We start from the raw sequence: 25,878 nt of genomic DNA on the forward strand, positions 1-25,878 counted from the left end.
TGTATTTGAAATGGAGGAATTTTATGAAAAAATAATTGAAAATATACATGAAAATGTGACAGTAATCATAACTAATTACAGAAAACCTTCACAAAATAGTATCTTTGCTTTATTATAAATGTGAAGACATTCACAAAGGGGCGTTATAAAGGTGAAAAAGACAACAAGTGCTGCTCTTATTCTCATTCTTTCGGTTATGCTCGTGATCGCAGGCTGCGGTAACAGTAATAGCAACAGCGCAGGTAATAGTGCTGGCAACGAGAACAAGAGTAAGGTCAATGAGACGGCTAAAAATGATAAAACCGAAGCCGTATCTGGTGCATCAGAGGCTAGCTACACACCACTGGATCAATTAAAAGATAGCTATGATATCGTTATTGTCGGAGCCGGCGGTGCTGGAATGTCCGCTGCACTAGAAGCAAAGGCTAAAGGTTTGAACCCGGTTATTTTAGAAAAAATGCCAGTTGCTGGCGGGAATACAAGTAAATCCTCATCGGGGATGAATGCTTCTGAAACAAAATTCCAAAAAGATCAAGGTATTAAAGATAGCAATGATTTATTTTATGAAGAGACATTAAAAGGTGGTCACGACACCAACGATAAAGAGATGCTTCGTTTCTTCGTAGATAATTCCGCAAGTGCTATTGATTGGTTGGATTCGATCGGAATCAGACTGAACAATATCACGATCACAGGCGGCATGAACGAAAAACGTACTCACCGCCCAGAAGACGGCTCTGCGGTAGGCCAATACCTTGTCAAAGGATTGGTTAAGAATATACAAGAAAAAGAAATTCCATTGTTTGTGAACGCAGATGTGAAGGAAATCACCCAAAAAGATGGTAAGGTTGACGGAGTAAAGGTACTCTTTAACCAAGCCGATGAAAAAACCATTACAGCGAAGGCTGTTGTTGTCACTACCGGTGGTTTCGGTTCTAATATGGACATGATCTCTACAGTTAGACCTGATTTGGAAGGTTACGTTACTACTAACCAAATCGGCAGTACCGGTGACGGCATCAAAATGATCGAGGCACTTGGCGGAACCACCGTTGATATGGATCAAATCCAGGTTCACCCAACAGTTCAACAAGAAAAATCTTATCTGATCGGGGAAGCTGTACGCGGCGAAGGTTCTATCCTCGTAAATAGCGAAGGCACACGGTTCGTAAATGAATTGACTACACGTGATAAAGTTACCGAAGCGATCAATACACTTCCTGAAAAAGCGGCAACGCTTGTCTTTGATTCCGGCGTCAAATCACGCGTGAAAGCAATTGAACAATATGACAAAATGGGCTTCGTGATCCAAGCGGATACCATCGAAGCATTGGCGAAAGAAATCGGTGTTCCAGCCGATAAGCTAAAAGAGACACTTGATACTTGGAACAGCGCAGTAAAGAACAAGAACGATGCTGAATTTGGCAGAACGACAGGAATGGACAACGACTTGTCCACCGCTCCATACTACGCTATTAAGATCGCACCTGGGATTCACTACACTATGGGCGGCGTGAAGATCAACACGAATACAGAAGTATTAAATAAAGAAGGCGCAGCTATTCCTGGCCTGTTTGCAGCAGGTGAAGTAACAGGCGGATTGCACGGTCAAAACCGGATCGGCGGTAACTCTGTAGCTGAGATCATTATCTTCGGCCGTCAAGCCGGAATTAAATCTGCTGAGTTCGTGCAAGCACAATAAGATTTAACTACTATTCTGGTTAAAACAAAAGAACCGCTTGGGCTAATTGAAGCCCGGGCGGTTCTTTGTTTAATCACTCATTCAAAGTGAGTGGAGCGTCGCTATTCAAAAAGCTGCTTCCCGCTTTTAGCCTGTTCTTCTCGCATCCATTGTGACAGTTGTCGTTTGAGTTTAAGGAATTCCGGGGAATCCGTAATCTCATCACGGCGTGGCCGTGGAAATGGCACGTCAACAGTATGTAGGATGGAGCCGGGGCGACCGGAGAATACATAAATACGATTCGAGAGCAGCAACGCTTCTTCGATGTTATGGGTGATGAATAGCACGGAGCGGCGATTCTCCTCCCACAGCTCCAGCAGCCAGCGCTGCATTTCACTGCGAGTTAGTGCATCCAATGCGCTGAAAGGTTCATCGAGCAGCATCAACTCCTGCGGAGCCAGCAGTGCTCTGAGAAAAGCAGCACGCTGCTGCATCCCACCAGACAGCATATGCGGATAAGCCTGTTCGAATCCATTCAAGCCAACCTTAGCGAGCCACTGGCGCGCTTCTTCACGAGCTCCATCCTGCAGAGCACCTTTGATTTCTCCGGCTAGCAGTACATTATCTTCAATCGTTCGCCAAGGAAAAAGAGCAGGCTGCTGCGGCATATAACTAATCTCACCGCGTTGACCTGTAACGACCTTGCCGTTCATGCGGATCGTTCCTGTATCAGGCTTCACTAGTCCGCCGATCATATGGAATAAGGTGCTTTTTCCGCAGCCGGAAGGACCGACGATCGAGACGAACTCTTGCTGCTCTACCTTAAGAGAGACGTTGTTGAGCACGTTCGTCTCGCGGCGACGATGGGTGAAGGACTTGGAGATGCCGCTTACTTCAAGAGCAGGTGGTGCAGTATGAGCTTCAGGAGAGCTTATGATTTCTGTTGTTCTTTGCTCTATTTGCGTCGCTTGAGACATACAGGCATCTTCCTTTCTATGAGTTACGGCGCGGTTTCCAGCGGACTAACCATTTTTCCAATAATGCGATAATCGCAAAAAGCACAAGACTAAGGAGCACAATAATCACAATAGCGACAAACATCCGATCCGTACGGTAAGCCGATTTTTGCAGAAGCATATAATAGCCGATCCCTTTATCCGCGCCAATCCATTCTGCAACCACGGCTCCCATAACCGCATAGGTAGCAGATATTTTCACACCGGAAAATAGTGCCGGGATAGAAGATGGAAGCTCCAGCTTGGTGAAGATTTGCCACTTGCTTGCGCCAGCCATTTTCATATAATTCATCATGACCTGATCACTTTGAGACAAGCCGCCCATTGCAGCGACAGCTACCGGGAAGAAGCATACCAGTGTAATCAGCACGATTTTGGGCAAAAGACCGAATCCAAACCAGATGATTAGCAGTGGTCCGAGTGCGATAGAGGGAACATTTTGACTCAGAATAATGAGTGGATAAAAAGCCCGTTTGGCCCAAGGCAAAAGATGCAAAAGTAGAGCAACGATCAAGCCTACACCTGTACCAATGGGGAAACCGATTAATGTGAGCCGAAGCGTAGCCATCGTATGAGCCCAGAGACCTGAGGCATTACTGGTGGATTCGCGAGCAATGTCAGCAGGACTCGGCAGAATCCAGGATTCAATATGGAATAGAGAAACAGATAATTGCCATACGGTCAAAAAGAAGACGACCGCCACAAGGGGCGGCCATATTAGCTTCCAGGTCGATCTCACGGCCGATATTTCTCCGTCAATTTATCCATGCTGATTCCGTTAGGATTATGAGCGATTTTGATCTGCGAGATTACGCTTGGACTGCCTGCTTCGATCAACGCCTCTTGCATTTGACGCACAACCTCCAGCAGCTCGCTAAGCTCACCTTCCATAGTGGTTTCTAGTGGATTCACCTGATGTTTAACACCGGATTTCTGAATAACTTCAATCGCTTTATCTACGTAGGGGATGGAGTCCTCATTGTTTGGAGTCTTAGGAATTACTTGAATGCTTAATAATGTATTAGCCACAATAATCAATCCTCTCAAATTGTATAGGTAAGTTCAAAAAGCCAACTTTGATAACGATGTAATTCAGGAAGCAGATTCGGCGTCGAATCTTGAACGAACTTGGGAAGTCCGGTACTCACGTAGCACATCACTACGCTCCGTTCCTCCTTCCTCAAGTAACGTTCAACCTTCTCGGTTCTGAAAGCTGACTTTTTGAACTCTCATTGAAATAGGTAAGTTCAAAAAGCCAACTTTGATAACGAAATAATTCATTTAATTGTATTTACTCCGCCGGTAAAAAGTCATTCGTGAATGCACTAGCTGCATCCAGCGGTTTGTCCAGCAGCTTCAAATCATACATCCAGTCGCCGTAATTCTGCCAGACCTCGGTTTTTTGCTCTCCCCAGCGTGGGGCGTCGTCCTTATATTTCGGGCTAAGCCATTTTTGGCTAGCTAGGACAAGCTCTGCATCAAGGTCAGGCACAGCCTTGGATAATGTAGCGGCAGCCTCTTCTGGATGATCAATCGCATATTGATAGCCCTTGGATGTAGCTTTCAGGAAAGCCTTCACCAAATCTGGATTCTCAGAAATCTGCTTCTCACTCGTGGTCAGCACAGGGGTGTAATAATCGAGCTGAGGCGCATAATCCTTCAAGTAGAGCATATCCAGAGGCTCACCACGCAGTTCGGCTTCAATACCTGTCCAAGCGTAGAAGATCCAAGCGAAATCAATGTCACGTTTGACTGCGGTAAAATAGTCAGCTTCACCAATACTGATTAGCTTCACCTTTTTCACATCGCCACCAACAGGGTCCATGATCGCCTTCATGGCTGCTTCTTCAGCAGGAGAGCCCCAACCGCCGTAGGTTTTACCCTCAAAATCTTTTGGTGATTTAATATTGCGGTCTACTGGAGCGGCGAATCCCGAAGTATTATGCTGAATAATGGCTGCAATCGAGACAAGGGGAACGCCTTGTAGACGGGCTAGAGTCAATCCTTCCTGAGCGCTGATCCCAAAAGCGGCTTCGCCAGAGGTAACCATAGTATCAGAACCCGCTGCGCCAGGTTGAACGATTTCTACATCCAGACCTTCTTCCGCGTAATAACCAAGATCCTTGGCTACGTATAGACCGGTGTGGTTCGTATTCGGTGTCCAATCCAGTGCAACCTTAACTTTGGTAAGCTCTTTCGGAGCATTTGATCCGGTCGCAGCATTCGAATCCGCAGCATTTCCTTTGTTTCCGGCTGTATTCCCATTGTTGCTGCCGCATCCGGCAATCGCAAGAATGAGCATACAGGTGAGGCTAAGCATAAGTGCTTTTTTGAGTTGCATGTCTTCTTCTCTCCTTTAAGGTTGCCAGATCCCGTCATCCAACATGAACCATAAAGTGTAGTATGTACATTTCTTCTACATCTTTTGTGATCTACACAAAAAAAGCGCCCCGAGTGATCGGGACGCTGGCTTGGCGCAAGGTTAGTAAAGGTCACAGGGACCAAAACCAATTGGCGATTCCTACGCTGGCATTATCCAGATCAGGTATAAGGGTCAGTATCTTGTGGGATACAATCTCAGCCGGCCAATTCCAGCACCCCTGGTTCTATGAAGTTAACGGGTATTTCTCGCTTAAACGCTAATCGTCTTTATAAGGACGCTGAAGGCGTTTATGCTTGCATACGGTGTATTATAGACGGCTGTTCTCGGAATGTCTAGTAGCACGCGCCTAAATTTTTCGAATCTCTCCGTCCGTTTTCATTAATCCAGATCTTTATGTTTCTTGCGATGACGCCGCTTAAGCTCAGTAACCAGAGCACCTAGCGTAAGGACAACACTGATCATTATCCCGCTCATAATCACGAAAAGAGCAAGAAACTCAAAGGGGGAATAGCTAACCATCTTACTCCATTGAATCTTTCCATCCAGATCGTCAATGACTTGATTCATGCCATAAATCCCACTTACCACCGTAAATACAGTGAGGATCATCAGCAGATTATCCCGGCGCTTCGATTGGAACTTATCTTGATACTGAAACAGGTCAGTCAAGGTTTCTTTTACTTCCTCGAACAGAGCGTCATTCCCGTATACTTTACGCAGCTGAAGAAAAATCTCCCGTCCTTGCGACTGTGAAATCAGCTCCAAGAAATAAAACTTTGCCGAGAATTTATTAATCGAGTAGATTAAATTGTCGATCTCATCATAATCGTGGTTTATGCGTAGTCGGGAATGCATATTTGCCAGCTTTAGCAGAACAATTTTGTGGAAAATATTGAGTAGAAATCCGTAATAATATTGCCCGTACATCTGGTTGGCCAGGCTAACGGCGATCTTTGGTTCAGCTCGGGTCAGACAGCAAAAGGTCTGCTCATTCATCATATAATACGAGTCTGGGCCCCATCGATTATAGGAATGCTCATGACAGTAGTTCGCAATATACGCTGGATCGCTGGCACTGGCATAGGGCTTCCCGTTCAGATCAATTCCATCAAGCTGAGAGGCGCGATAGCGCATATTTATACTAATCTCATCAGAATCTCCTTCACTCTGAAAGCCATAAAAGGCTTGCACCTGCATTCTTTCATCTACGAAAAAGGGAAGGGTCTCGAAATAAGCCCCATTAATATCCGAGTGATCCAGAAAAGGCTCCAGTCCATCCACCAGATTTCGGAAGACAAAATCCTCTACCATCTCATAGGTCTGTTCTCCGCAATGGATATAGGTGTAGTCATCCTGTACGAAGGTATTCTCAAGCGCCCGGAAGCGGTCCGCGAATTCCAGTGCAATACTAAAGGGAATCGAATCCCCCTCAAGCTGGACACGTATCGTCACAAATCCAAGCTGAAAAGGACATATGAATATATCAGTCGAGAGAATTTTAAAAAATATAGACTGCTGAGGAATCTCTAGAATACAGTCCAGATTATTGACTCTGGAAAAGCGGCGGAAAGAGTCTACATCCTTCTTGCGTGGAAAAAGAATATGTGCAGCAAACGGTAAATAGGTGCGCTCCATCCGTTCATGGGAAACACAGTGATCTTCTCCGTAATAGGCATTTTCTAACTCTTTATTATCCAGAAAAAAACGTGTGAAGCCATCATCCTGCAATTGTTGGATAAGCTTCTTAGAATCGCCCTTTTTTATTGAAAAGGGAAAAATAAACTGCATAAGCGCAGTATGTAATAAAGGCTCAGTTGAAAGCTTATCCATTCATCGTCCATCCTTGTGCTCAGAATATGCTTATAGATGACATTACCCTAAAAGGATTAGGTTGATACCATTCTAACATTCTAAATACTGGAACTCTTTCTTTGCACTGCTTGTCTGGATTGGAATCTCCATGTGGCAATGCTCAGCAAGAACAAGAAGGCGGCAAAACCGGCAAGTAACCCAGCAGTTTGTGCCACTTTTAGATGGTCCATAGACCAGCCCATAAATAGGGGCAGCAGAGCTCCACCGACACCTCCAGCAGCGATCATTATGCTGGGTGTTGATTCTTCGGCTCCTGGTAGCATCTTGCTGGAGAAGACTAGAGCTATGGAGAAAATACCGGACATAAATAGCCCAAGTAGCATAATTACGATGAATGCAGCTAATCGATTATCTGTGAACGGAAAAAGAGCCAGCAGTAACAAGGTCAGTAAACAGCTACTTAAAATATATACACGGTAAGAAATTTTCTCTGCAATCACTCCAGCAAACAATCTTCCCGTAGACATAGCTAGCCAAAAGAAAGTGACTGTCAGCGCCGCCGCAGATTCTGTCATCCCTAGCTTGGCGATAAAGATGGCGGGCATAAAGTTGACCAGACTCATCTCCGTACCTACATAAAGAAAGAAGAAAAGGATGAAGATGCCCAGCAGAATCCATTGTTTCCCTTTATACGGAAGCTGTGTGCTGGACTGCGAGGAATGTGCGGATGCTGAGACTTTGCGAGGTGCTCGCTCGTCCAGTATGGGCTGCAGATTCCCAAAATGGCCTCTTCCCCAGAGAATGAGGGAAAGTAATGAGAAGCCAGCGACAATTAGGAATGCCAATCTCCATGCTCCGGTAGCAATGAGCGGACTGGCGATAAGAGGCATTACAAGTGCTCCTATCCCAAATAGGACTTCAAGTCGGCTCATCGCAATCGCGGTTCCTTCTGTCACAGCTCCGATAATGATGGTGCCGATGACGGCTTCGATCATACCGAAACCAAAGCCAGCTGCAACAGCAATGACATACATCCACTCCCAAGGGGGTAGAAAAGCATACGCAATCTCAGCAGTCAGGAGAAGAGCGGTGGCGATAATGATGCCTCCTCGTTTCCCAAAACGGCGATTGAGTAGGGGAGAGACAAGCACACCAGCCAAAAAACCAGCGAATTGACTAAAAATTAATTGCCCGCCCGCACTATAATTTTGGTCATAATGCTGTAGCAGAACGGGAAGAATAGATCCCAGCACTACATGAGCAAGTCCAATGACAAAGTAGGAAAGACAGCCGATCCAGATCAGTTTTTTCACGAAGTAAGCCCCTTATATTGAAAGTAGTTTATGGAGTAAGGTCGGATTCAATGTGAACCGGAAGGGTACATTATAATAAGCACCATTGTTATGATAAATCCAAACGGTGAGCTTGGATATATAAACTTTTGTTTACATGCTTGAAGGGAGAGATTTACGTAATGGATAACAAACAACTGGAACAACTCATTATTAGAGCATTGGATGACAACAAGTTCGGTTCCTTTGGTACGATCGAAGAAGGAAATAAGCCGAAAGTACGTTACATGGCCATTTTCCATGAGGGTTTGAAGATTTATTTAGCTACGAATCGCAAAACTCATAAGGTGGAGGAATTATCGAATAATCCGAATGCTTTTTTGCTGCTTGGATATGAGTCAGGCGGAAGCAAAGATGTGCTGGAGATTGAAGCCACCGTTGCCGTTTCTAAGGATGAAGGGCTGCGCACAAAGGTGTGGAACAAAGAGCTGGAGCCATGGTTTACAGGGCCTGATGACCCTAATTATGTGATTCTTGAACTTACTCCAACGCGTATTGAGTATGTTGGCAGTAATAAAGAGCACGGCGTGTGGACTCCCTAAACCAATTTAAAATCAATTCCGAAAGCCTTCCTATCCCCCACGGGTTTAGGAGGGCTTTTTTAAAAGATAAGTCCCTGAGTGTCCTGTGAAAACATGTTATAATGACTTCAACTTTTTACGTAATTTCTCAGGGGAGGACTTAAAATACATGACCGTTACTCTGTTATATATTGAAGATGATCATGAAATCGGCAGCGTCGTGTCTGCGGATTTAAGTGGGCGTGGCTATAGTGTACGTTGGATGCGGAGCGGGGAGGGAGCGACGGAGGAAGCGGCGCCTTGTCATTTGGCTATTCTGGACGTTATGCTTCCGGGTTTGGATGGATTTACTGTCGGCCAACGCTTGAAGCGGGTGTACCCAAAGCTGCCGATTCTGATGCTCTCAGCCCGAACCTCGATTGATGACAAGTTACAGGGCCTTGAGTTCGCGGACGATTATTTGACCAAGCCTTTTCATCCGGATGAATTGGCAGCCCGTATTGAGGTGCTGCTTAGACGGAATGGAGCAGCAGTACAGGATTCACTCGCGCTTAAGCACTTAGTCGTCTATGAAGGGGATAACCGAGTGATAAATGCTCAGACACAGGAAGAAATCATGCTTACGGGTAAGCAGTTTCAGATTTTTTCTTATTTGCTGCGTCATCTTGGTCAGATTATGACGAAGGAGCAGATCTATGAAACGGTCTGGGGGGAGAGCTATATCGAAGGGGATAAAACGCTAATGGTACATATTCGGTATTTGCGCGAAAAGCTAGAACTTGATCCGGGCAATCCGGAAATTATAGAAACGGTCCGCGGGATCGGATATCGAGTAAGAGCATGAGGGAGTTAGGGCGCATTCGTAAGCAGCGTAACTCCTCTTTGTTATCGGGATATTTGCTTATTATTGTTTCTGCACTGCTTTTTATCCCTGTGGTCCTGCCGTTATCTTTTGTTATCTACAATATGGTTAATGAAGTGACTAAAGGGGCTCCACCTGTAGACACCTCTCTGTATTCGAGTGTTGCAGCGCTGGAGACCATGTGGCATAAAGAGGCGCTTCAATTGGAAGATGCTTCTTCGGAAGGCATAAATGAGCGGCTACATGAACTGAGCCAGAAATACACTGAGGCTACTATGTTTTGGGTAGATGGGCAGGGAATGACCCAGTTGATTCTTACACCTGATGAAGGCAATCCGGATGATGGCAGCGGAGTTCCGGAGCAGTGGACTGCGGCTGAGGCTATTTTTTTTATGAAAGAAAGTACAAAGCGTGATCCTTTAGCCATTGTCGCCTTCATGGGAGACCGAGCGGATGCGGGCAAAGGGTTTATGGTGATGCAAATTCCAAACAAGCTGCTAAACAAAGGGGCTTATGGGGGAGTCGGGGCTTGGGCTTTGTATTATTTTGTGCTCTTTGTACTTTTTGGAGGGTTCGCACTGGTTTCTTTGCTGTTCTTTAAAAAAATACGCAAACGGCTACTACAGCTACAAACGGCGATGACCATTACGGGTCCAGATAGAATGCCTAGACCTATAGCGACAGGCAAACTGGACGAGATTGGCCGATTGGAGGAAGCCTTTAATACGATGGTCGTAAAGCTTGACGAAAGTCGACGCAGGGAATTAGAAGAAGAGGAGCTGCGAAAGCGTTTAGTATCCAACCTATCTCATGATTTGCGTACGCCGCTTACAGTCATCCGCAGCCACATTCATGTAATGACTAAGGAGAGCTTAACTCCAAAAGGTCAACAGTCCCTACAGCTTATGGATGAGCGTATTGCGGATCTTAGCGTCTTGATCGAGAATCTTTTATCCTACAATTTACTGAGCAGCGGAAGGATTACCTTAAAGCCGGAACGTAAAGATGTCCTGCGTTTGTTGCGGGAAAGTGCCGCTGCTTGGTACCCCGTATGGGAAAAAGAGGGCTTCGAGATCGATATTGATCTCGAAGCTGAACCACTAATCTGGATGGTGGATGAGGTGTGGTTCCGCCGTATTCTTGATAATCTGTTTCAGAATATTGTACGTCATGCCAACAGCGGTCTTTATGTAGGGATTTCTACGGAGTCCCGTAATGGGCAACGCGTTATTTTGATAACGGATCACGGTAGAGGTATCCAGAGTCCATCCGATTACAAAGGGGCAGGATTAGGGCTGTCCATCGTGGATCTGTTAATGAAGCATATGGAGTTAGAGTGGGATATGAAGAGTACAGGAGATGGCACCTCTATTGTAATCTTCAATCCACGGGATGAAATTTAAACAAAACTTAAACTTCGTGCCGCCTTGTTCTTAACCTTGGGACGTTATGCTAATTATCGAGGTGAGGAACATGAAAGAAACAGTGATTGAAACGAAGGATTTATTAAAAAAATACCGTGGCCGGGCTGCGGTGGAAAATTTAAATTTGAACATCCGCAAGGGAGAAATCTATGGCTTTCTTGGCCCAAACGGGGCAGGGAAAACAACAACAATTCGTATGCTGCTTGGACTGATCACTCCAACATCAGGAGGGATTGAAGTATTCGGCCAGGATCTTCGCAAGCATAAAATGCAAATTTTGCGGAAGGTAGGGTCGCTTGTAGAGTCTCCATCCTATTACGGGCACTTAAGCGCTGTGGATAATCTTGAAGCCATCCGGCGTATTCTTGGTGCTCCGAAGTCACGGATTGCTGAGGTGCTTGATATTGTTTCCTTAACAGGGGAAGAGAAGCGCCCGGTTAAAGGCTTCTCCCTCGGGATGAAGCAGAGACTAGGTATCGCTGCTGCCTTGCTCGGGGAACCGGAGCTGCTTATTCTGGATGAGCCGACGAATGGACTTGACCCGTCTGGGATTCAGGAAATTCGCGGACTGATTAAACGATTGCCGCAGGAGCAAGGGATTACTGTCGTAGTATCCAGTCACTTGCTTAGTGAAATTGAGCAAATGGCGGATACCGTAGGGATCATTCGTCAAGGGCAAATGGTGTACCAAGATAGTATAACGAATCTGCAGCGGCAAGCCGGGGGAGAAATGCGTTTAGCAGTCTCGGACCCGGAGGCCGCGCTTCGTCTTGCTGAAGAACGGGGGTACGCAGGGCTACTTCAAGACCAAAAGCTAGTCTTCTCCCGGATGATCGATGCAAGAGTTGCCTTGCTAGTCAAAGCCTTGGTAGAGAATGGGCATGCTATTTATCGTGTAGAGGAGCGGAGACAATCACTTGAGGACTTCTTCCTGCAGGTTGTAGGAGGAGAGGAATCATGATGTGGCGGGCACTGTCGGCGGATTGGCTCAAAATCCGTGGCAAGGGACTCTGGTTTCTAGTGTTTCTTGGACCGCTTGGACTTGTAGCCATGCAAGGCTTGAACTTCGGCCTTCGTTATGATTATCTTCGCGAGCAGTATAGCGCGGATTTATGGGGTGGACTTCTGAACAATGTGGCTGCATTTGTGCCCATTGCTCTTTTTCTCGGAGGGACCTTAGTATGCTCGTTGATTGCAAATGTAGAACATCAGATGAGCTCGTGGAAGCAGCTCTTGGCGCTACCTATCTCACGTACTTCAGTATTTATGGCTAAGCTGGTGTTATGTTTGGTGCTAGTGGCGGTTTCTTGTTTGCTGCTTTCGGTGGGTACAGTTGGTTTAGGGCTTGTTTTGGGCTTCAAGGTAGAACTGATTCCTTATTTGGATGTGTTACGAATTGGTTTTATGTCCTATATCGCGGCGTTGCCGGTAATTGCCTTGCAGCTGTGGCTTTCTCTGGCTAACCGAAATCAGACATTGCCGGTCGCTCTGGGGATTACCTTATCTCTGGTATCTATCTTTTCTATGTTACTTTCAGAATGGGTTCCCTTAACATGGCCCTATATGGCTTGGGACTCTTCTCATCGTCTCTTATTTAGCGGCGCAGGGTTGCTGCTGGGGCTGCTGATTCTTTTGCCGGGTGCACTGCACTTCGCACGAAAGGATGTGGATTAACGATGAATTCATTTTGGAGAGTATTATCCTCAGAACGATTAAAAATGTCTAAATCATATGTCTGGCTTTTAGTTATAGGCAGTCCGATTTTAGCATTACTTCCCGGGGCATTGGCAGATAACGAAGGGGAGAAGATGAGTTGGGAACTGCTGTTAAATGTGATGTCCATGATGCATGCCTTGCTGTTTCTACCTGTACTCTCGGGTATTTTCGCCGCGCTGATCTGTCGTTATGAACATCATGACGGGGGCTGGAAGATGTTGCTGTCTCTGCCTGTGACTCGGTTATCAGTATACCTTTCAAAATATGTGATGATTATCGGATTGCTGGCTGCGGTCCAACTAACGTTCCTGGTGATGGTGCTGGGAATGGGTTTATTCCGAGATATTCCGGGTTCAATCCCTTGGTCGCTGCTACTTAGCTCGGTATTTGGCGGCTTTGTTGCCTGTCTGCCACTCGCTGCACTGCAGCTGGCTATCTCTCAAGGCTGGAGCAGTTTCGGCGCACCGCTGGCGCTTAATGTGAGTCTGACCATTCCCAATATGCTGATCGCCAATTCTTCAACCTATGGTCCTTATTATCCTTGGGTACAACCGATGTTGGCAATGATGCCGTATGGTGATGACACGTTTGGGGCTTTTAATTTACCGTTCGAAACGCTGATGATGGTAGTGGGCGGAAGCTTCATTGTCTTTTTTATGGCAGGACTGATCTCCTTTTATCGTAAAGCGGTCTGATATGCAACTCGGAGTGTATACACGCCTTCTCAATGGACATCCAGAGCTGGTTTTCATATAATTGAAGAAAACAATCAGCAAAGCTAACTAGCTGGTGGAGGAGGGCGATAGCATGGAGCCAACGGCATTAGAGGATTGCGATAATACATGCAAGGGTTCGGAGCTTGAACCGGAATCCATTGCATTGATCCTGCCTGACCGAGGAATAACGGATAAAATGGCAGAGATGTTCAAGGCGTTGGGTGATCCAACACGAGTGCGGCTCATTTACGCTTTGTCCCAGAAAGAATTATGTGTACACGATTTGTCTGTGATCCTTGATATGGGCCAATCTGCGATATCCCATCAGCTCCGTTATTTACGGAATTTACGAATTGTGAAGCGTCGTAAAGAAGGGAAGACGGTATTCTATTCGCTCAATGATGCGCATGTAGAGCAGATCTTTCTGCAGACACATGAACATGTCCGTCACGAATAGCTAGGGAAGCAAAAAAAGAGGGAATTCCAACAGCCGTTTCAGGCGCTTGGGATTCCCTTTTCTTATTATGTCGCAGTGGGTTTGCGATGAATATGCTCTTCTTAAAGGAATGGCGTCGATTAACCAGCTTGATTTAGGTTCTTCGTCATGTTTGGTTTTCTAAAGGATAATACTAGCCAGACACATTGAGCAGCGAGCACCAGGAGAATGAGCAGATCAATTCCTATATAATCGCTTGTATTATCGTTACCAACAAACTGAATCAGATTATGTACAAAATGAAACAATATCAGCGGAACAATATTATTATTTTTCAACATCAATAAAGAAAGCACAAAGCCGATCAGAAGAGCATATACGAGCTGTAGAAGGACTTGAGTGATGTCTGTACCAGATAAGGCATTAAGTAAGTGGGTAATAGAGAATAGAATACTTGAAGTAATTACTGCCGTTGTAGCACCCTTACTGAGCAAAGTCTTGAAAATCAATCCGCGGTAGATACTCTCTTCCACAAAAGCTACAAGCAGGGTGAAAAAGATAAAGAACAATACCTCAGACGTACTGATTTCACGAAAACCTTTAAAGGATATGGTGATCAGGATGACCAATAGAGGTGCATAATAGATCCAATTCCCAGAAGATATGGTGTTCAGAGGACGGAAGCCAAGATCACTCCATTTGTTCTTAACCGTGAAGTAGATGAGTAGTACAAGAGCAATTGGAATAAAGGAGATCAGTACTGGAGCGGTATACGATAGCCCTTTAAGTGTGGCGTAAGTCCCGGCGGCTGATACCGCTAAAAGTAACAACACCTCAATAATAACAACGGTCCAAACAGGGTATTTCTGTGAAAAAGAAGACGTTTTGGCTAGCTTTGACATGGTCTACATTCATCCTTTCTTTATCTTTCAGTTGCCAATCCATCTAGAAAGTGATCATGCATAATTTTACATATTTTCGTGAAAAGGTCAATTTATTTAATTTTTATGGAAACGGAGAAAAATGGTGCATATCACGTATTGACCTTCAAAAATAAAGGGAATATAATAGCAATAAGATAACATATGAACAAGTGCTCATATATGGTTTTTATCTGAGGAGATGTGCCGTATGGATACGATGCAAGGAAAAGTAAAACGTCAGTGGGAATTAGAAGGCTTAGATTGCGCCAATTGCGCAATGAAAATTGAAGATAAAGTGAAGAAGATTGAAGGCGTATCGTCTTGCTCTGTTAATTTTGTTACGAAGACAATGACGATGGAAACCGCCGCAGGTTATGAGGAGTCAGCGATTGTTGAAGCAAAGAAAACGGTGAAAGCACTTGAGCCCCATGTAAATGTGAAAGAGAAGGTTTCGGGTAGTCGCAAGCCGCATAATAACAGTAGTCATCAACATGATCATAAACATGGACATGACCACGATCATCAGGCTGCAGACGGACATAAGCATGATGATGCGGATGGCCATAGCCATGGTCACAGTCACGAGCATGGGGAAGGCGATACCCGTAAGATTCTACTGCGGTTAGGTGGCGGTGGCATACTCGCTCTTGCCGGAATATTCTTACCGGTCGAGGGTGTAGTAGAACTACTGATTTTCTTAGCAGCCTATCTCATCGTGGGTAGTGAGGTCGTCTGGCAAGCAGTGAAGAACATTATCCGGGGTCAGGTGTTCGATGAGAATTTCTTGATGGCTCTCGCAACCATCGGTGCCTTTGCGATTGGTGAGTATCCAGAGGGTGTAGCGGTTATGCTTTTTTACCAAATCGGAGAACTGTTCCAAGGTCTGGCAGTAAACCGTTCACGCCGATCTATCACGGCACTTATGGATATCCGTCCTGAATTTGCTTACCTTAAGCTTGGAAATGATCTTAAACGAGTCTCCCCTGAGGAAGTGGCGATCGGTGATTTGATTGTTGTGAAACCGGGTGAAAAGGTACCTCTGGACGGAACGATCCTTGAGGGGAGCGCCATGATGGATACATCAGCACTTACCGGGGAATCTGTACCGCGTTCGGCTGGACCGGGAAGTACGGTATTAAGTGGGTTTATTAATCGGAACGGTGTTATTACTATGCAAGTCACGCAGACCTTTGGAGAATCAGCTGTATCTAAAATTCTGGAACTGGTGCAGAATGCTTCGAGCAACAAGGCGAAAACGGAGAACTTCATTACTAAATTTGCACGGGCTTACACACCTATAGTAGTGATCACAGCTGTACTGCTGGCTGTCGTTCCTCCGCTAGTGATTAGCGGGGCAACCTTTTCAGATTGGATTTACCGGGCGCTTGTATTTCTCGTAATCTCCTGTCCGTGTGCGCTTGTGGTCTCAATTCCACTCGGTTTCTTCGGAGGAATTGGTGCAGCTTCACGCAGTGGAATTCTAATCAAAGGAAGTAACTACCTTGAAGCATTAAATGATGTGAAAGTAGTTGTCTTTGATAAGACAGGAACGTTGACCAAGGGGCAGTTTAAGGTCACTGGAATTTATCCATCGGGTGGTAACTCTAAGGATGAATTGCTGCGAATAGCCGCTTATGCGGAGAGCCATTCGAATCACCCGATTGCCGAATCGATTCGGACGGCTTATGGAGAACAGATTTCTAAGGAAGCGATCTCCAATTACAATGAAATCTCTGGTCACGGAATTGAGGTTTCGATTGAAGGTAAGACGGTCCTTGCAGGTAACGCGCGTCTGATGGAGCGAGAGGGTATAGCTTATGAGGTGCCAGAGCAGAGTGGTACAGTAGTTCACATCGCAGTGGATCATCAGTATGGAGGATATCTGGTGATTGCTGATGAAGTGAAGGAGGACTCACTGCAGGCCATTCAGACGCTCAAAAAACTTGGCATCCGCAAGACGGTGATGCTTACTGGCGATGCTTCTTCCGTAGCTGAAGCTGTTGGGAAGCAGTTAGGTGTAGATGAGGTACACGCGGAGCTTTTACCGCAGCATAAGGTAGAGGCCATCGAGAAGCTGGATCGTGAAAAGTCACATCGTGAGAAAATTATTTTTGTCGGTGATGGAATTAATGATACCCCGGTACTGGCTAGAGCAGATGTGGGGATCGCAATGGGTGGACTGGGCTCGGATGCAGCGATTGAAGCGGCAGATATCGTTATTATGACTGATGAACCATCTAAGATTGCTGTAGCTATCGGAATTTCTAAGCGCACACGGATGATTGTATGGCAGAATATTATCTTTGCTTTAGGCGTTAAAGCTATATTTCTTGTCCTCGGTGCATTTGGGATCGCCACGATGTGGGAAGCCGTATTCTCAGACGTTGGGGTAACTGTGTTAGCTGTACTGAACAGTATTCGAGCATTAAAGGTTAAAGATCAAGGATAAAAAAATCGCTCTTTAGGGTATTGGTGTTACTTACTGATCCCAAAGAGCGATTTCTTTTGTTTAAAGGGGGTTGTCTTCCAAGTGCAGACTCTCAATACCTGCGCGTACAATGCTGCAGGAGGCGTCGAATTTCGCTGCTTCTTCAGTGTTTAGGTTAAGCTCGAGCAGTTCTTGAATGCCAGTACTGCCAATAATGGCAGGCACACCGGTACATACACCACTTTGCCCGTACTCTCCGTCCAGAATTGCAGATACGGCAATGATCTTGTGCTCATCATTCAGGATGGAGCGAGTAATGTAGGCCAGTGCGCTGCCAATACCGAAATGTGTAGAGCCTTTTTTGGTGAATATCTCCCAGCCCGCGTCTTTGGTCTTGCGGGAGATATCCTCCAGATCCAGATGCTGGAACCGCTCGCGATGCTGCTCCATAATTTGCAGGATAGGCTTGCCGCCAATCGTCACATGTGACCAAGCTACAAACTGGGATTCACCATGTTCTCCGAGCGCGTAGCCGTTAACGCTGCGCGGATCAATAGAGAATACATCGGACAGTAGTGTCTTTAGGCGTGAGGAGTCAATGGAGGTTCCCGTACCAATAATTCTGTGGCGGGGCAGCCCTGATATTTTCCATACCATATAAGTGACAATATCGACTGGATTAGCGGCGACTACGAATATTCCATCGAATCCCCCAGCCATGATGTTGGTGATAATTTCTCTAGTAATTACCGCAGAGGCTTCCAGAACATCCAATCTTGTCTGTCCCGCCGTTGGATTGGCGCCGGCAGTCAGGATAACTACATCCATTCCTGCACAGTCGCTATGGGTTCCGGCATACACCTTTGTGCGTGTGTTGGTGAAATCCATGCAGTGCGAGAGATCAAGTGCTTGTGCCATAGCACGGTCATAGGTGCGGTCGATCATCATGATCTCATCACAAATCGCCTGATTGACCATGGAGTAGGCGCAGCTGGAACCGACCATTCCGGCACCGACGATGGCGACTTTTCTCGATTTACTTTTCAATTGCCTTGACCTCACTCTCTATCGTTAGATATGCATATATTTTAACGTATCCCTCCGCAAGTTACCTAACATCGGACACAGAAAAAATGATTTTTTTTACTCCAAGGCGTTCAATAGTAAAAAGCCATCTCAATCATATGGATTGAAATGGCTTCTTGGAATAACAATATATACTTATGACTTTAGGGATTGTGTCTCCGAGGAAGTCATTACCTTATAACGTTTGTACATAAAGAATCTCCAGTGAACAATCATCCCGAAGGCCAAGATGAAGAACAATCCGCCGGACTGTGGGATAGAAACATAACTATTAATAAATTCATGAAGTAAGGTGCGGACTAGAAGAAGTCCGAGCAGGATGAAAGCAAAGCTCTTAGAACGCTGAGCATAGATTTGTCCATCCCGTTGTTCGAAGTTTGTACTGCGTATTAGAGGATACGCGAAGATGAACCAGCCGATCAGAAAGGCGAGCGCTGCCCACCATAAAGGAAACCTAACTTCAGGTACAACGAACATGGCAAAGCCGGTCGACATACCTAGAGGAGGAATCCATATTTTTCGAATGGTAACCGGACGTGCGCTAGCTTTAAGACGAATAAAAATAACCATTAGCGCCATGAGCAAGGTCCCTATAGTGGAGCCGATATGTAGGAGTGAGGGGTTAATGCTACCCATGATTCACGACCTCTCTATGATTTGAGTCACTTGTATCTTCATTATAACAGAAAAACGATGGCAGAACATTGAAGTGTAGCCGCTGTACGGAGGTAGTAACTTCATGAAAAGCACTGCAAACTACTTTAAGTAGAAAGGAGCCGAAAACACCAAATAGCAGATCAAGGCTAAACCGCCTAGACCTGCTATTTTTTAGCATAAATATTCATTTAGGGAAGTAGCCCGATAATATTAGTTCGGTCTAGCTTATGAACGGCTGCGTCCGCTTGTTGAGCGAAGAATAAGGCTGACGATAAAGATCAGAACAACGGCCCCGATCAATGAAGGGAAGAAGTAGAAATCACTTACTTTAGGTCCCCAGCTTCCCAGAAGCACGCCGCCGAGCCATGAACCGATAATACCTGCGATAATGTTACCAATAACCCCGCCTGGAATATCTCTGCCCATAATCAGACCCGCTAACCAACCAATAATCCCACCAACAATTAACATCCATAAAAAACTCATGTTACTTCAACTCCTTCGTTTTGTTGTTTTCGATGTCTACTATTAACCTTGCCAATCATGTTTAAACCACTTGTAAAAACTTACTTCTACCGGAATTGTTAGGAAGTGGGCTCAAAATTCAACTCGATAATGTATTACAACTATAAACATGCTATAGTGAAAAAATATTATGAAATACTGAGTAAGATGCTATCAGTAAAGGGTAATTAAGAAGTAAATACACTTTATACAAACAAAGGAGTCGCTACTATGGAACGGCCTAATGAGGTATTGTTTTATGTGGGAACGTATAACCCTGAAGGTGAGGAAGCTATTCTATTATGCTCGCTTAGTCCTTCATCAGGGGAAATGAAGATTCTTGAGGGTACAAAGGGCATTGAGAATCCATCGTTTTTAGCAGTAAACAGCACAGGAAGCGTGCTCTATGCGGTTAGTGAGAAGGATGAGGGCGAGGTCTATGCTTTTGCTATTGATCCTGTTACTAAAGCGCTGAGTCCACTTGGAAGTCGTCCTACGGAAGGCGGCGCTCCTTGTTATGTCTCCATCAGTCCTAAGCAAGATTACATATTTGTCTCTAATTATTCCGGTGGCAACGCTAACGTATTTCCTGTAAATGAGGATGGCTCGCTTCAGGTTATGTCTGACCAAGTGAAGCATGTAGGTTCAGGAATTCGTGAAGACCGTCAGGAGGCTCCGCATCCACACTCCGTCATTCCGGATGGAAGCGGAAAGCATATACTGGTTTGCGATTTGGGACTGGATCAAATCCTGATTTATCGCCTTGAAGAAGGTAAGCTGTCTAAGCATCGGGAGATTAATCTCCCACCTGGTTCAGGCCCCCGCCATCTGGCGGTACACCCTTCAGGACAATGGATTTACCTGGCGAATGAACTAAACTGTACAGTAACGGTATTTGCTAATGATGAGCAGAATGGGAACCTCAGCATTTTAGAGCATGTTAGCACGCTTCCAGAGCAATACATTGCGGGTAGTGATGATACAGCTTCCGATATTCATGTATCGCCATGCGGTAAATTCTTGTATGTCTCGAACCGGGGACAAGACAGTATCGCCTTGTTCCATATTGAGGGTTCAACAGGTCATCTTGAAGCGGTAGATTGGCAGGTTACAGGCGGACGTACTCCGCGTAATTTCGCCATCATTGGCGGCAAGCTGCTCGCTGCGAATCAAAATAGCGACATTATTACTTCGTTCTCCATCGATAGTGACAGTGGCAGATTAATTCCTACAGGGAATGAGCTGAAGATAAAGACACCAGTCTGTATTCAAGCCTTGTAGGCTGGGAATAGGTTATTGTATGTTTCAATATTAGGGGCTATTCCCCGTAATCCATCAAAATAAAAGGCCTTCCAATCAGCTCTACATGTGCTGAGGGGAAGGCCTTATTGGTATAATGGCAAGATACCTTAAAACGTGTTTCGAATTCCTAAATCGTAGAAGCCAATGTCATCTAGCATGATTTTATCTCCCTCAGCTTCAAGGTAGAAGGTGATTTCCGTCAGGTTCTCAGGCTCTAGCTCGGGTTCTTCCTCTTGAAACTGTTCGAAAGGCATCTCATAGGTTTGAAAAACAGCTTCGGATAGATCACCGTATTTCCCATCATTAATCCGTTCTTCAAGCCATGGGAATAACGTGAACTGAGTTTGCGGCAGTGGAAGAATATCCATTACCTCACTTAGCGGCAAGCGTGCTGAGGTATCATTTTTGTCGGTTAATTCCACCTCTACATTCGGAGGTAGCGGAATATTTAATTCATCCTTAATATCACCATTGAGGTTTGCTAAGGAGAACGTAAGACCGTCTGCGTCTGAAAGGGCCATTTCAGTAACAACACTGTCTTTAAGCTTAATGTTGTAATAGGCGTCCTCGTCTTTTTTGGCTGTCCGTTCAAGAACGACACCATAGGTGCCTTTACTCTTAGATTCACGATCCTTCGCGAGCTCTTCCGACCAGGATAATCCGGAAGCTTCTGCTGTTCCAAGATCAACGGTATTCTTGTTGCGATCCTCGTCAAATGTGGCTACTGGCCGATATCCGCCATCCTGGAATCGACTGTAGTAAGTAGTATCCGGTAGCCATTTCAGTCCGCTGCGGTAATCCCGGAACAAGCTCTGGTATTCGTCTTTTCCATGTAAGGTAGTCTCCAGAAAAGCTGATACATAGACTTTTGCGATTTGCCGCTGTTTATCTGCTTCCATAATTTGCGCTCGATTTAAAAAGAGTCCAGCAGGTAATGTCTGATCATAGGCACCCCAATCGCTGTTGAACTGACTGTGATTGGCGTCCGCAATATACAGCGAGCTTTTGAAAGCGGAGGACCCTTGGGAATAGGAAGTACGTATATACTGTCGATCACCATAGAAATCATGTACATCCCCATCGCGAGCCCCTTGCAGAGTCAAATAGTTAACATCCTTGAGACGGGCTTGCTGATCGTCTATCGCTTTGTCCGTTGGGGCAAGGGCGACTACAGAGGTTATATTAAAACGATCTACTGCCTTCATAACGGGATCATTTTTGAACCAGCGATCGGCATCTGCAGCCATAGCAACAGCTTGTCCACCGCGGCTATGACCGAGCAGGGCGGTTTTTGTGAAATCTATTTTCTGATAAAAAGGATTGCCCGGTTGTTCTGAGAAATCTGCAAGCTGTTCCAGATGTTTCAGAATGATCCAGGTTCGTACTTTAAAATCATTGTCCGGAATACCAGACCAAGCCGAATAGTTGAGGAAATTCTCATCCAGGGAAATTGCGATAAACCCTCGACTGGCCAAGAGTTCACCGAGATAAGCATACCCTCCGTCAGAGTAATCTTCCATCATGTGATTTCCGTGCACCATCAACACTACCGGATAGGGACCTTCGCCCTCAGGCATCCATACACGACCATTAAGTGGAAGTGCATTATAATCGAATCCCCAGAATAAAGTGCGCAGTTTTGACCAATTCTTAATATAAGCAGAAGCATCTACTGTAGAAGAGATCACATTTGCATCCTTGCCGTATTCCGTTCGGTGCAAATCCTTACCGTTGGCATAGGTGAAGGACTGATAAGCTTGATTGCCAGGTTGTGCCGGATCGGAGGCAGTCAGTGGAATTACATCCGAATCACTGATATCAATAGGCTCCAAAGTAGGAAGTTCCTGCACTCCGTTTGCCAGAGCCAGTTGGGAAAAAGTTACCGTAATGGTAAGCAGAAGTCCCAGTGTTACTCTTTTGCTGCGCAGCAGACCGATAGCCAAACCGCCTAACGCACCTAGTAGTGACAGAAGGACAGCAATGAGTGCCGCTGCTTCAATCTCAAAATCAGCGTAATATAAGATTAGTAGAATAGCTCCAAAATCGCTCAATACACAGCCTGCGAATAATCGTGGGATGCGAAGTCCGGTCAACGCGATCAGTACGGCTATGATATTGCTGGCAATGGCCAGCAGAATGGTGCTCGTACCTGCAGCAAGTGCAATATCTGTGGGCACCCCTAACCCAGTAGGTATACCTAATACAGCAGTCGTGAAAGCCAAAAAGCAAACGATCCAAAGACCAGCGATTGCTGTCCTCCAGACCGTTGTATCATAACGGTAAGTTCCCCTAACTCTTCGTTTAATTTCTTGAGTCATTCGCCTGTGAAGCCGTGGTCTTATCGGCGCAGGGACGTACTCTAAATCCATACCCATGATTCTCACTCCCGACATTAAGCGGTAATTTTCTCTAGACCATAAGCTGTAGCAATAATATTACTTTATAGCATCAATAACAAGTGGATCTTACAGGAACCCACACCATTGCCTGTATAGCGTGGGACTCACAAGATTCCTTTGTCATTGGTTGGAAAAAAAGGTTTGACACAGTTAAAGGGTTTCAGTATTATATCCATATAACCAACTAAGTAGATAGGAATAATCGAAGAAAGTTCTTACCGTACAGACGGAGGGACGCTCGCATTAGGCTCGCAGACACGTGTCATAGGACCGGTTTGACCTGCCATACGTGGGCTTTCCTCCGTTCTTTTTGTTACCTGCAAGCATAAACGCCTCGGCCTCCTAATAAGGACTATAAGCGTTTAAGCGAGAAATATAAGGAAAATGTATAACGTGAAACTTATACTTTCTTATATTTTAAGAATGAAATGATGGCAAGAAAAACATGGGGGAGTGGAAATGATGAAGAGAAAAATGAACAAAGGGCTTCTTGTAGGATTTACCTTGTTGCTGACGGCAGGACTTACTGCGGCTTGCGGCGGCAATAACAATAGCGGAAATAGTGCTAGTTCGGCAACGAACTCACCAGCAACAACTAATACAGCGGAGGCTACGAATGCTGCAGAAGCTACAAAGGCGCCATTCAAAGATCCGGTAGAACTGCTCAACGTCTCCTATGATCCTACTCGTGAGCTATACGAGAACTATAATAAGGCTTTTGCAGCTTACTGGGAAAAAGAAACGGGACAGAAGGTCACAATTAAGCAATCTCACGGTGGATCAGGTAAACAAAGCCGTGCAGTGCTTGATGGTCTGGAAGCGGATGTGGTCACACTGGCCCTTGGATATGATATTGACGCATTGCAGGAAAAGGGTCTTATCAATGAAGGCTGGCAAAGTAAATTTGATCATAACAGTTCACCTTATACCTCAACAATCGTGTTCCTAGTACGCAAAGGGAATCCGAAAGGAATCAAAGATTGGCCGGATCTGCTCAAGGAAGGCGTAGAAGTGATTACACCAAATCCGAAAACATCAGGTGGTGCACGTTGGAACTACTTGGCGGCGTGGGGTTATGCGTTAGACCACAACAATAACGATGAAGCTAAGGCTGAGGAATTTGTAAAAGAACTGTTCAAACATGTTCCAGTGCTGGATACGGGGGCGCGCGGTTCGACGACCACTTTTGTAGAGCGTGGAATTGGCGATGTGCTGATTGCTTGGGAGAATGAAGCTTATCTTTCTGTAGAAGAGCTCGGTCCGGATAAATTCGATATCGTAAATCCATCTGAAAGTATCCTGGCTGAACCGCCGGTAGCAATAGTAGATAAGGTTGTGGATAAAAGAAATACGCGTGAGGTGTCCGAGGCTTACTTGAAGTATCTCTATACGGAGGAAGGACAAAAAATCGCGGCTGAGAACTACTACCGTCCAACGCTAGAAAGCGTGAAAGAACAATATAAAGATAAGTTCCCGGAAATTAAGCTATTCACACTGGCTGATAAATTTGGAACTTGGAAAGAAACACAAGAGAAGCATTTTAACGATGGCGGGATCTTTGACAAGATCTATGTGCCGGGTGCTAAATAACAGATTAATAAAATGGGATTATTACTTTGCTTTTAGAGATTTGTCCCTAGTAAGGGGCTGATCGGCTAACCTGCCGAAGGCGAGAAAGGATGAATAGGGGATGAATGTCACCGCAACTACTACAGCTGCACCGGCGACAACTCGGAGAAAGATACTGCCCGGTTTTGGAATAACGATGGGGTACAGCGTACTTTACCTGAGTCTTGTAGTACTCTTGCCGCTCTCAGCGCTACTGTTCAATTCTACTGGGCTGAGCTGGGCGAAATTCTGGGATGTAGCTACCGATCCGCGCGTATTGGCCTCGTATCGTGTCAGCCTTTCTACGGCAGCGGCTGCTGCTTTTGTGGATGCTATTCTAGGTCTTTTGCTGGCATGGGTACTGGTACGATATGAATTTCCGGGCAAAAGAATATTTGATGCGCTGATCGATCTTCCGTTTGCTTTACCGACAGCTGTAGCTGGTGTCTCCTTGACGGCTCTTTATGCGACAAACGGCTGGATCGGAGCGTGGCTTGAGCCGCTGGGATTAAAGGTGGCATTTACTCCGCTTGGCATTACCCTTGCCTTAATGTTCATCGGGATACCGTTCGTCGTGCGAACGGTACAGCCGGTGCTGGAGGATTTAGATCGGGATATGGAAGAAGCCTCAGCAACCCTTGGTGCAGGCCGCTGGAGAACCTTTCGTTCAGTGGTATTGCCAGAGTTGTTCCCTCCGCTGTTAACAGGCTTTGCTTTGGCATTTGCCCGTGGTATCGGCGAATTTGGCTCAGTCGTATTCATCTCCGGTAATATGCCGATGAGGACGGAGATTGCTCCGTTGCTTATTATGTCTAAACTGGAGCAGTATGATTACGCTGGTGCTACTGCCGTAGCATTGCTGCTACTGCTCATTTCCTTCTTAATGCTGTTAGTCATCAATACGCTCCAGCGTTGGGTGCGTAAGACTTCTCGGTAGGTCTTTAGGTTTTGACTCTCTATATTGCAAGTATTTAATTTGGAAGTTTTGTTTTGCTGAGCGATTCTTAGCGAAGCTATAACCGAACAGGTAAATGACGACTTTATTTTACGAA

The 25,878-nt window shown here is 45.6% G+C and carries 23 protein-coding genes and 1 riboswitch; of the genes, 12 read left to right on the plus strand and 11 right to left on the minus strand.

What is annotated here, in order from left to right:
- Positions 1 to 151 precede the first annotated feature (151 nt).
- The gene (locus tag NSU15_RS01995; RefSeq protein ID WP_339288927.1) at positions 152 to 1,702 is read left to right on the plus strand and encodes a flavocytochrome c; all 1,551 of its coding nucleotides are present in this window, start codon (positions 152 to 154) and stop codon (positions 1,700 to 1,702) included.
- A gap of 101 nt (positions 1,703 to 1,803) precedes the next feature.
- Here NSU15_RS01995 and NSU15_RS02000 read toward each other — a convergent pair whose 3' ends face one another.
- The 6 genes from NSU15_RS02000 to NSU15_RS02025 all read right to left on the minus strand — a co-directional run bounded on the left by NSU15_RS02000 (position 1,804) and on the right by NSU15_RS02025 (position 8,205).
- Positions 1,804 to 2,658 (minus strand): ABC transporter ATP-binding protein, encoded by an 855-nt coding sequence (locus NSU15_RS02000; protein ID WP_081953973.1) that lies wholly within the window; start codon positions 2,656 to 2,658, stop codon positions 1,804 to 1,806.
- Between the two features lie 16 nt (positions 2,659 to 2,674).
- Positions 2,675 to 3,436 (minus strand): ABC transporter permease, encoded by a 762-nt coding sequence (locus tag NSU15_RS02005; protein WP_042123637.1) that lies wholly within the window; start codon positions 3,434 to 3,436, stop codon positions 2,675 to 2,677.
- A complete protein-coding gene (locus NSU15_RS02010; protein WP_036682688.1) occupies positions 3,433 to 3,726 on the minus strand; it encodes an MTH1187 family thiamine-binding protein in 294 nt (97 codons plus the stop codon). The genes NSU15_RS02005 and NSU15_RS02010 overlap by 4 nt, the downstream gene beginning before the upstream one ends.
- Before the next feature lie 262 nt (positions 3,727 to 3,988).
- Positions 3,989 to 5,038 (minus strand): ABC transporter substrate-binding protein, encoded by a 1,050-nt coding sequence (locus NSU15_RS02015; RefSeq protein ID WP_042123640.1) that lies wholly within the window; start codon positions 5,036 to 5,038, stop codon positions 3,989 to 3,991.
- A 160-nt stretch (positions 5,039 to 5,198) separates the two neighbouring features.
- Positions 5,199 to 5,309, minus strand: a riboswitch (TPP riboswitch).
- A gap of 149 nt (positions 5,310 to 5,458) precedes the next feature.
- A complete protein-coding gene (locus tag NSU15_RS02020) occupies positions 5,459 to 6,910 on the minus strand; it encodes a hypothetical protein (RefSeq protein WP_339288929.1) in 1,452 nt (483 codons plus the stop codon).
- Positions 6,911 to 6,990: 80 nt separating this feature from the next.
- Positions 6,991 to 8,205, minus strand: a complete 1,215-nt coding sequence (locus NSU15_RS02025) for an MFS transporter (RefSeq protein WP_339288931.1) — start codon at positions 8,203 to 8,205, stop codon at positions 6,991 to 6,993.
- Between the two features lie 161 nt (positions 8,206 to 8,366).
- On the opposite strand from NSU15_RS02025, the gene NSU15_RS02030 reads away from it, so the two are divergent.
- The 7 genes from NSU15_RS02030 (at position 8,367) to NSU15_RS02060 (ending at position 13,940) form a co-directional block, all read left to right on the plus strand.
- Positions 8,367 to 8,786 (plus strand): pyridoxamine 5'-phosphate oxidase family protein, encoded by a 420-nt coding sequence (locus NSU15_RS02030; protein ID WP_042123646.1) that lies wholly within the window; start codon positions 8,367 to 8,369, stop codon positions 8,784 to 8,786.
- Between the two features lie 148 nt (positions 8,787 to 8,934).
- Positions 8,935 to 9,609: a response regulator transcription factor gene (locus NSU15_RS02035; RefSeq protein ID WP_339288932.1), complete on the plus strand. Its 675-nt coding sequence runs from the start codon at positions 8,935 to 8,937 to the stop codon at positions 9,607 to 9,609.
- Positions 9,606 to 11,030, plus strand: coding sequence for a HAMP domain-containing sensor histidine kinase (locus NSU15_RS02040; protein WP_339288934.1), 1,425 nt, complete (start codon positions 9,606 to 9,608; stop codon positions 11,028 to 11,030). The genes NSU15_RS02035 and NSU15_RS02040 overlap by 4 nt, the downstream gene beginning before the upstream one ends.
- 70 nt (positions 11,031 to 11,100) lie before the next feature.
- Positions 11,101 to 12,012: an ABC transporter ATP-binding protein gene (locus NSU15_RS02045; protein ID WP_076116595.1), complete on the plus strand. Its 912-nt coding sequence runs from the start codon at positions 11,101 to 11,103 to the stop codon at positions 12,010 to 12,012.
- Complete coding sequence (locus NSU15_RS02050; protein ID WP_042123654.1) at positions 12,009 to 12,725, plus strand: ABC transporter permease; 717 nt, start codon at positions 12,009 to 12,011, stop codon at positions 12,723 to 12,725. Before NSU15_RS02045 ends, NSU15_RS02050 begins: the two co-directional genes overlap by 4 nt.
- A 2-nt stretch (positions 12,726 to 12,727) precedes the next feature.
- A complete protein-coding gene (locus NSU15_RS02055; RefSeq protein ID WP_042123656.1) occupies positions 12,728 to 13,462 on the plus strand; it encodes an ABC transporter permease in 735 nt (244 codons plus the stop codon).
- A 112-nt stretch (positions 13,463 to 13,574) separates the two neighbouring features.
- Positions 13,575 to 13,940, plus strand: a complete 366-nt coding sequence (locus tag NSU15_RS02060) for a metalloregulator ArsR/SmtB family transcription factor (RefSeq protein ID WP_042123658.1) — start codon at positions 13,575 to 13,577, stop codon at positions 13,938 to 13,940.
- 119 nt (positions 13,941 to 14,059) lie between these two features.
- Here the strand turns inward: NSU15_RS02060 and NSU15_RS02065 are convergent, their stop codons facing one another.
- The gene (locus NSU15_RS02065; RefSeq protein ID WP_339288936.1) at positions 14,060 to 14,821 is read right to left on the minus strand and encodes a CPBP family intramembrane glutamic endopeptidase; all 762 of its coding nucleotides are present in this window, start codon (positions 14,819 to 14,821) and stop codon (positions 14,060 to 14,062) included.
- Between the two features lie 229 nt (positions 14,822 to 15,050).
- Here NSU15_RS02065 and NSU15_RS02070 point away from each other — a divergent pair, with 229 nt between their 5' ends.
- Entirely contained in the window at positions 15,051 to 17,291 is a 2,241-nt protein-coding gene (locus NSU15_RS02070; protein ID WP_042123662.1) for a heavy metal translocating P-type ATPase, read from the plus strand.
- A 60-nt stretch (positions 17,292 to 17,351) separates the two neighbouring features.
- On the opposite strand, the gene NSU15_RS02075 is transcribed toward NSU15_RS02070, so the two are convergent.
- From NSU15_RS02075 to NSU15_RS02085, 3 genes are all read right to left on the minus strand, one after another.
- Complete coding sequence (locus tag NSU15_RS02075; protein WP_042123664.1) at positions 17,352 to 18,317, minus strand: L-lactate dehydrogenase; 966 nt, start codon at positions 18,315 to 18,317, stop codon at positions 17,352 to 17,354.
- Between the two features lie 174 nt (positions 18,318 to 18,491).
- A complete protein-coding gene (locus NSU15_RS02080) occupies positions 18,492 to 18,992 on the minus strand; it encodes a cytochrome c biogenesis protein CcdC (protein WP_339288938.1) in 501 nt (166 codons plus the stop codon).
- Between the two features lie 246 nt (positions 18,993 to 19,238).
- A complete protein-coding gene (locus tag NSU15_RS02085; RefSeq protein ID WP_042123669.1) occupies positions 19,239 to 19,499 on the minus strand; it encodes a GlsB/YeaQ/YmgE family stress response membrane protein in 261 nt (86 codons plus the stop codon).
- Between the two features lie 249 nt (positions 19,500 to 19,748).
- On the opposite strand from NSU15_RS02085, the gene NSU15_RS02090 reads away from it, so the two are divergent.
- Positions 19,749 to 20,798, plus strand: coding sequence for a lactonase family protein (locus NSU15_RS02090; protein WP_339288940.1), 1,050 nt, complete (start codon positions 19,749 to 19,751; stop codon positions 20,796 to 20,798).
- Positions 20,799 to 20,926: 128 nt separating this feature from the next.
- Here NSU15_RS02090 and NSU15_RS02095 read toward each other — a convergent pair whose 3' ends face one another.
- Complete coding sequence (locus NSU15_RS02095; protein WP_339288942.1) at positions 20,927 to 23,194, minus strand: alpha/beta hydrolase; 2,268 nt, start codon at positions 23,192 to 23,194, stop codon at positions 20,927 to 20,929.
- A 486-nt stretch (positions 23,195 to 23,680) separates the two neighbouring features.
- Here NSU15_RS02095 and NSU15_RS02100 point away from each other — a divergent pair, with 486 nt between their 5' ends.
- Both NSU15_RS02100 and cysT read left to right on the plus strand, forming a co-directional pair.
- Positions 23,681 to 24,808 carry a sulfate ABC transporter substrate-binding protein gene (locus tag NSU15_RS02100; protein WP_339291214.1) on the plus strand — a complete coding sequence of 376 codons (1,128 nt, stop codon included), beginning with the start codon at positions 23,681 to 23,683 and terminating at the stop codon, positions 24,806 to 24,808.
- 100 nt (positions 24,809 to 24,908) lie between these two features.
- Complete coding sequence (gene cysT / locus NSU15_RS02105; protein ID WP_042123674.1) at positions 24,909 to 25,763, plus strand: sulfate ABC transporter permease subunit CysT; 855 nt, start codon at positions 24,909 to 24,911, stop codon at positions 25,761 to 25,763.
- Positions 25,764 to 25,878: the final 115 nt, after the last annotated feature.

The sequence above is a fragment of the Paenibacillus sp. FSL E2-0201 genome (assembly GCF_037963325.1).
Classification (GTDB): domain Bacteria; phylum Bacillota; class Bacilli; order Paenibacillales; family Paenibacillaceae; genus Paenibacillus_AQ.

Coding starts and splice junctions, on each gene's coding strand:
- NSU15_RS02040 (WP_339288934.1), top strand. CDS start 9,606: ATGAGGGAGTTAGGGCGCATTCGTAAGCAGCGTAACTCCTCTTTGTTA.
- NSU15_RS02095 (WP_339288942.1), bottom strand. CDS start 23,194: ATGGGTATGGATTTAGAGTACGTCCCTGCGCCGATAAGACCACGGCTT.
- NSU15_RS02080 (WP_339288938.1), bottom strand. CDS start 18,992: ATGGGTAGCATTAACCCCTCACTCCTACATATCGGCTCCACTATAGGG.
- NSU15_RS02020 (WP_339288929.1), bottom strand. CDS start 6,910: ATGGATAAGCTTTCAACTGAGCCTTTATTACATACTGCGCTTATGCAG.
- NSU15_RS02035 (WP_339288932.1), top strand. CDS start 8,935: ATGACCGTTACTCTGTTATATATTGAAGATGATCATGAAATCGGCAGC.
- NSU15_RS02000 (WP_081953973.1), bottom strand. CDS start 2,658: ATGTCTCAAGCGACGCAAATAGAGCAAAGAACAACAGAAATCATAAGC.
- NSU15_RS02050 (WP_042123654.1), top strand. CDS start 12,009: ATGATGTGGCGGGCACTGTCGGCGGATTGGCTCAAAATCCGTGGCAAG.
- NSU15_RS02065 (WP_339288936.1), bottom strand. CDS start 14,821: ATGTCAAAGCTAGCCAAAACGTCTTCTTTTTCACAGAAATACCCTGTT.
- NSU15_RS02070 (WP_042123662.1), top strand. CDS start 15,051: ATGGATACGATGCAAGGAAAAGTAAAACGTCAGTGGGAATTAGAAGGC.
- NSU15_RS02085 (WP_042123669.1), bottom strand. CDS start 19,499: ATGAGTTTTTTATGGATGTTAATTGTTGGTGGGATTATTGGTTGGTTA.
- NSU15_RS02015 (WP_042123640.1), bottom strand. CDS start 5,038: ATGCAACTCAAAAAAGCACTTATGCTTAGCCTCACCTGTATGCTCATT.
- NSU15_RS02090 (WP_339288940.1), top strand. CDS start 19,749: ATGGAACGGCCTAATGAGGTATTGTTTTATGTGGGAACGTATAACCCT.
- NSU15_RS02045 (WP_076116595.1), top strand. CDS start 11,101: ATGAAAGAAACAGTGATTGAAACGAAGGATTTATTAAAAAAATACCGT.
- NSU15_RS02055 (WP_042123656.1), top strand. CDS start 12,728: ATGAATTCATTTTGGAGAGTATTATCCTCAGAACGATTAAAAATGTCT.
- cysT (WP_042123674.1), top strand. CDS start 24,909: ATGAATGTCACCGCAACTACTACAGCTGCACCGGCGACAACTCGGAGA.
- NSU15_RS02060 (WP_042123658.1), top strand. CDS start 13,575: ATGGAGCCAACGGCATTAGAGGATTGCGATAATACATGCAAGGGTTCG.
- NSU15_RS02100 (WP_339291214.1), top strand. CDS start 23,681: ATGAAGAGAAAAATGAACAAAGGGCTTCTTGTAGGATTTACCTTGTTG.
- NSU15_RS02030 (WP_042123646.1), top strand. CDS start 8,367: ATGGATAACAAACAACTGGAACAACTCATTATTAGAGCATTGGATGAC.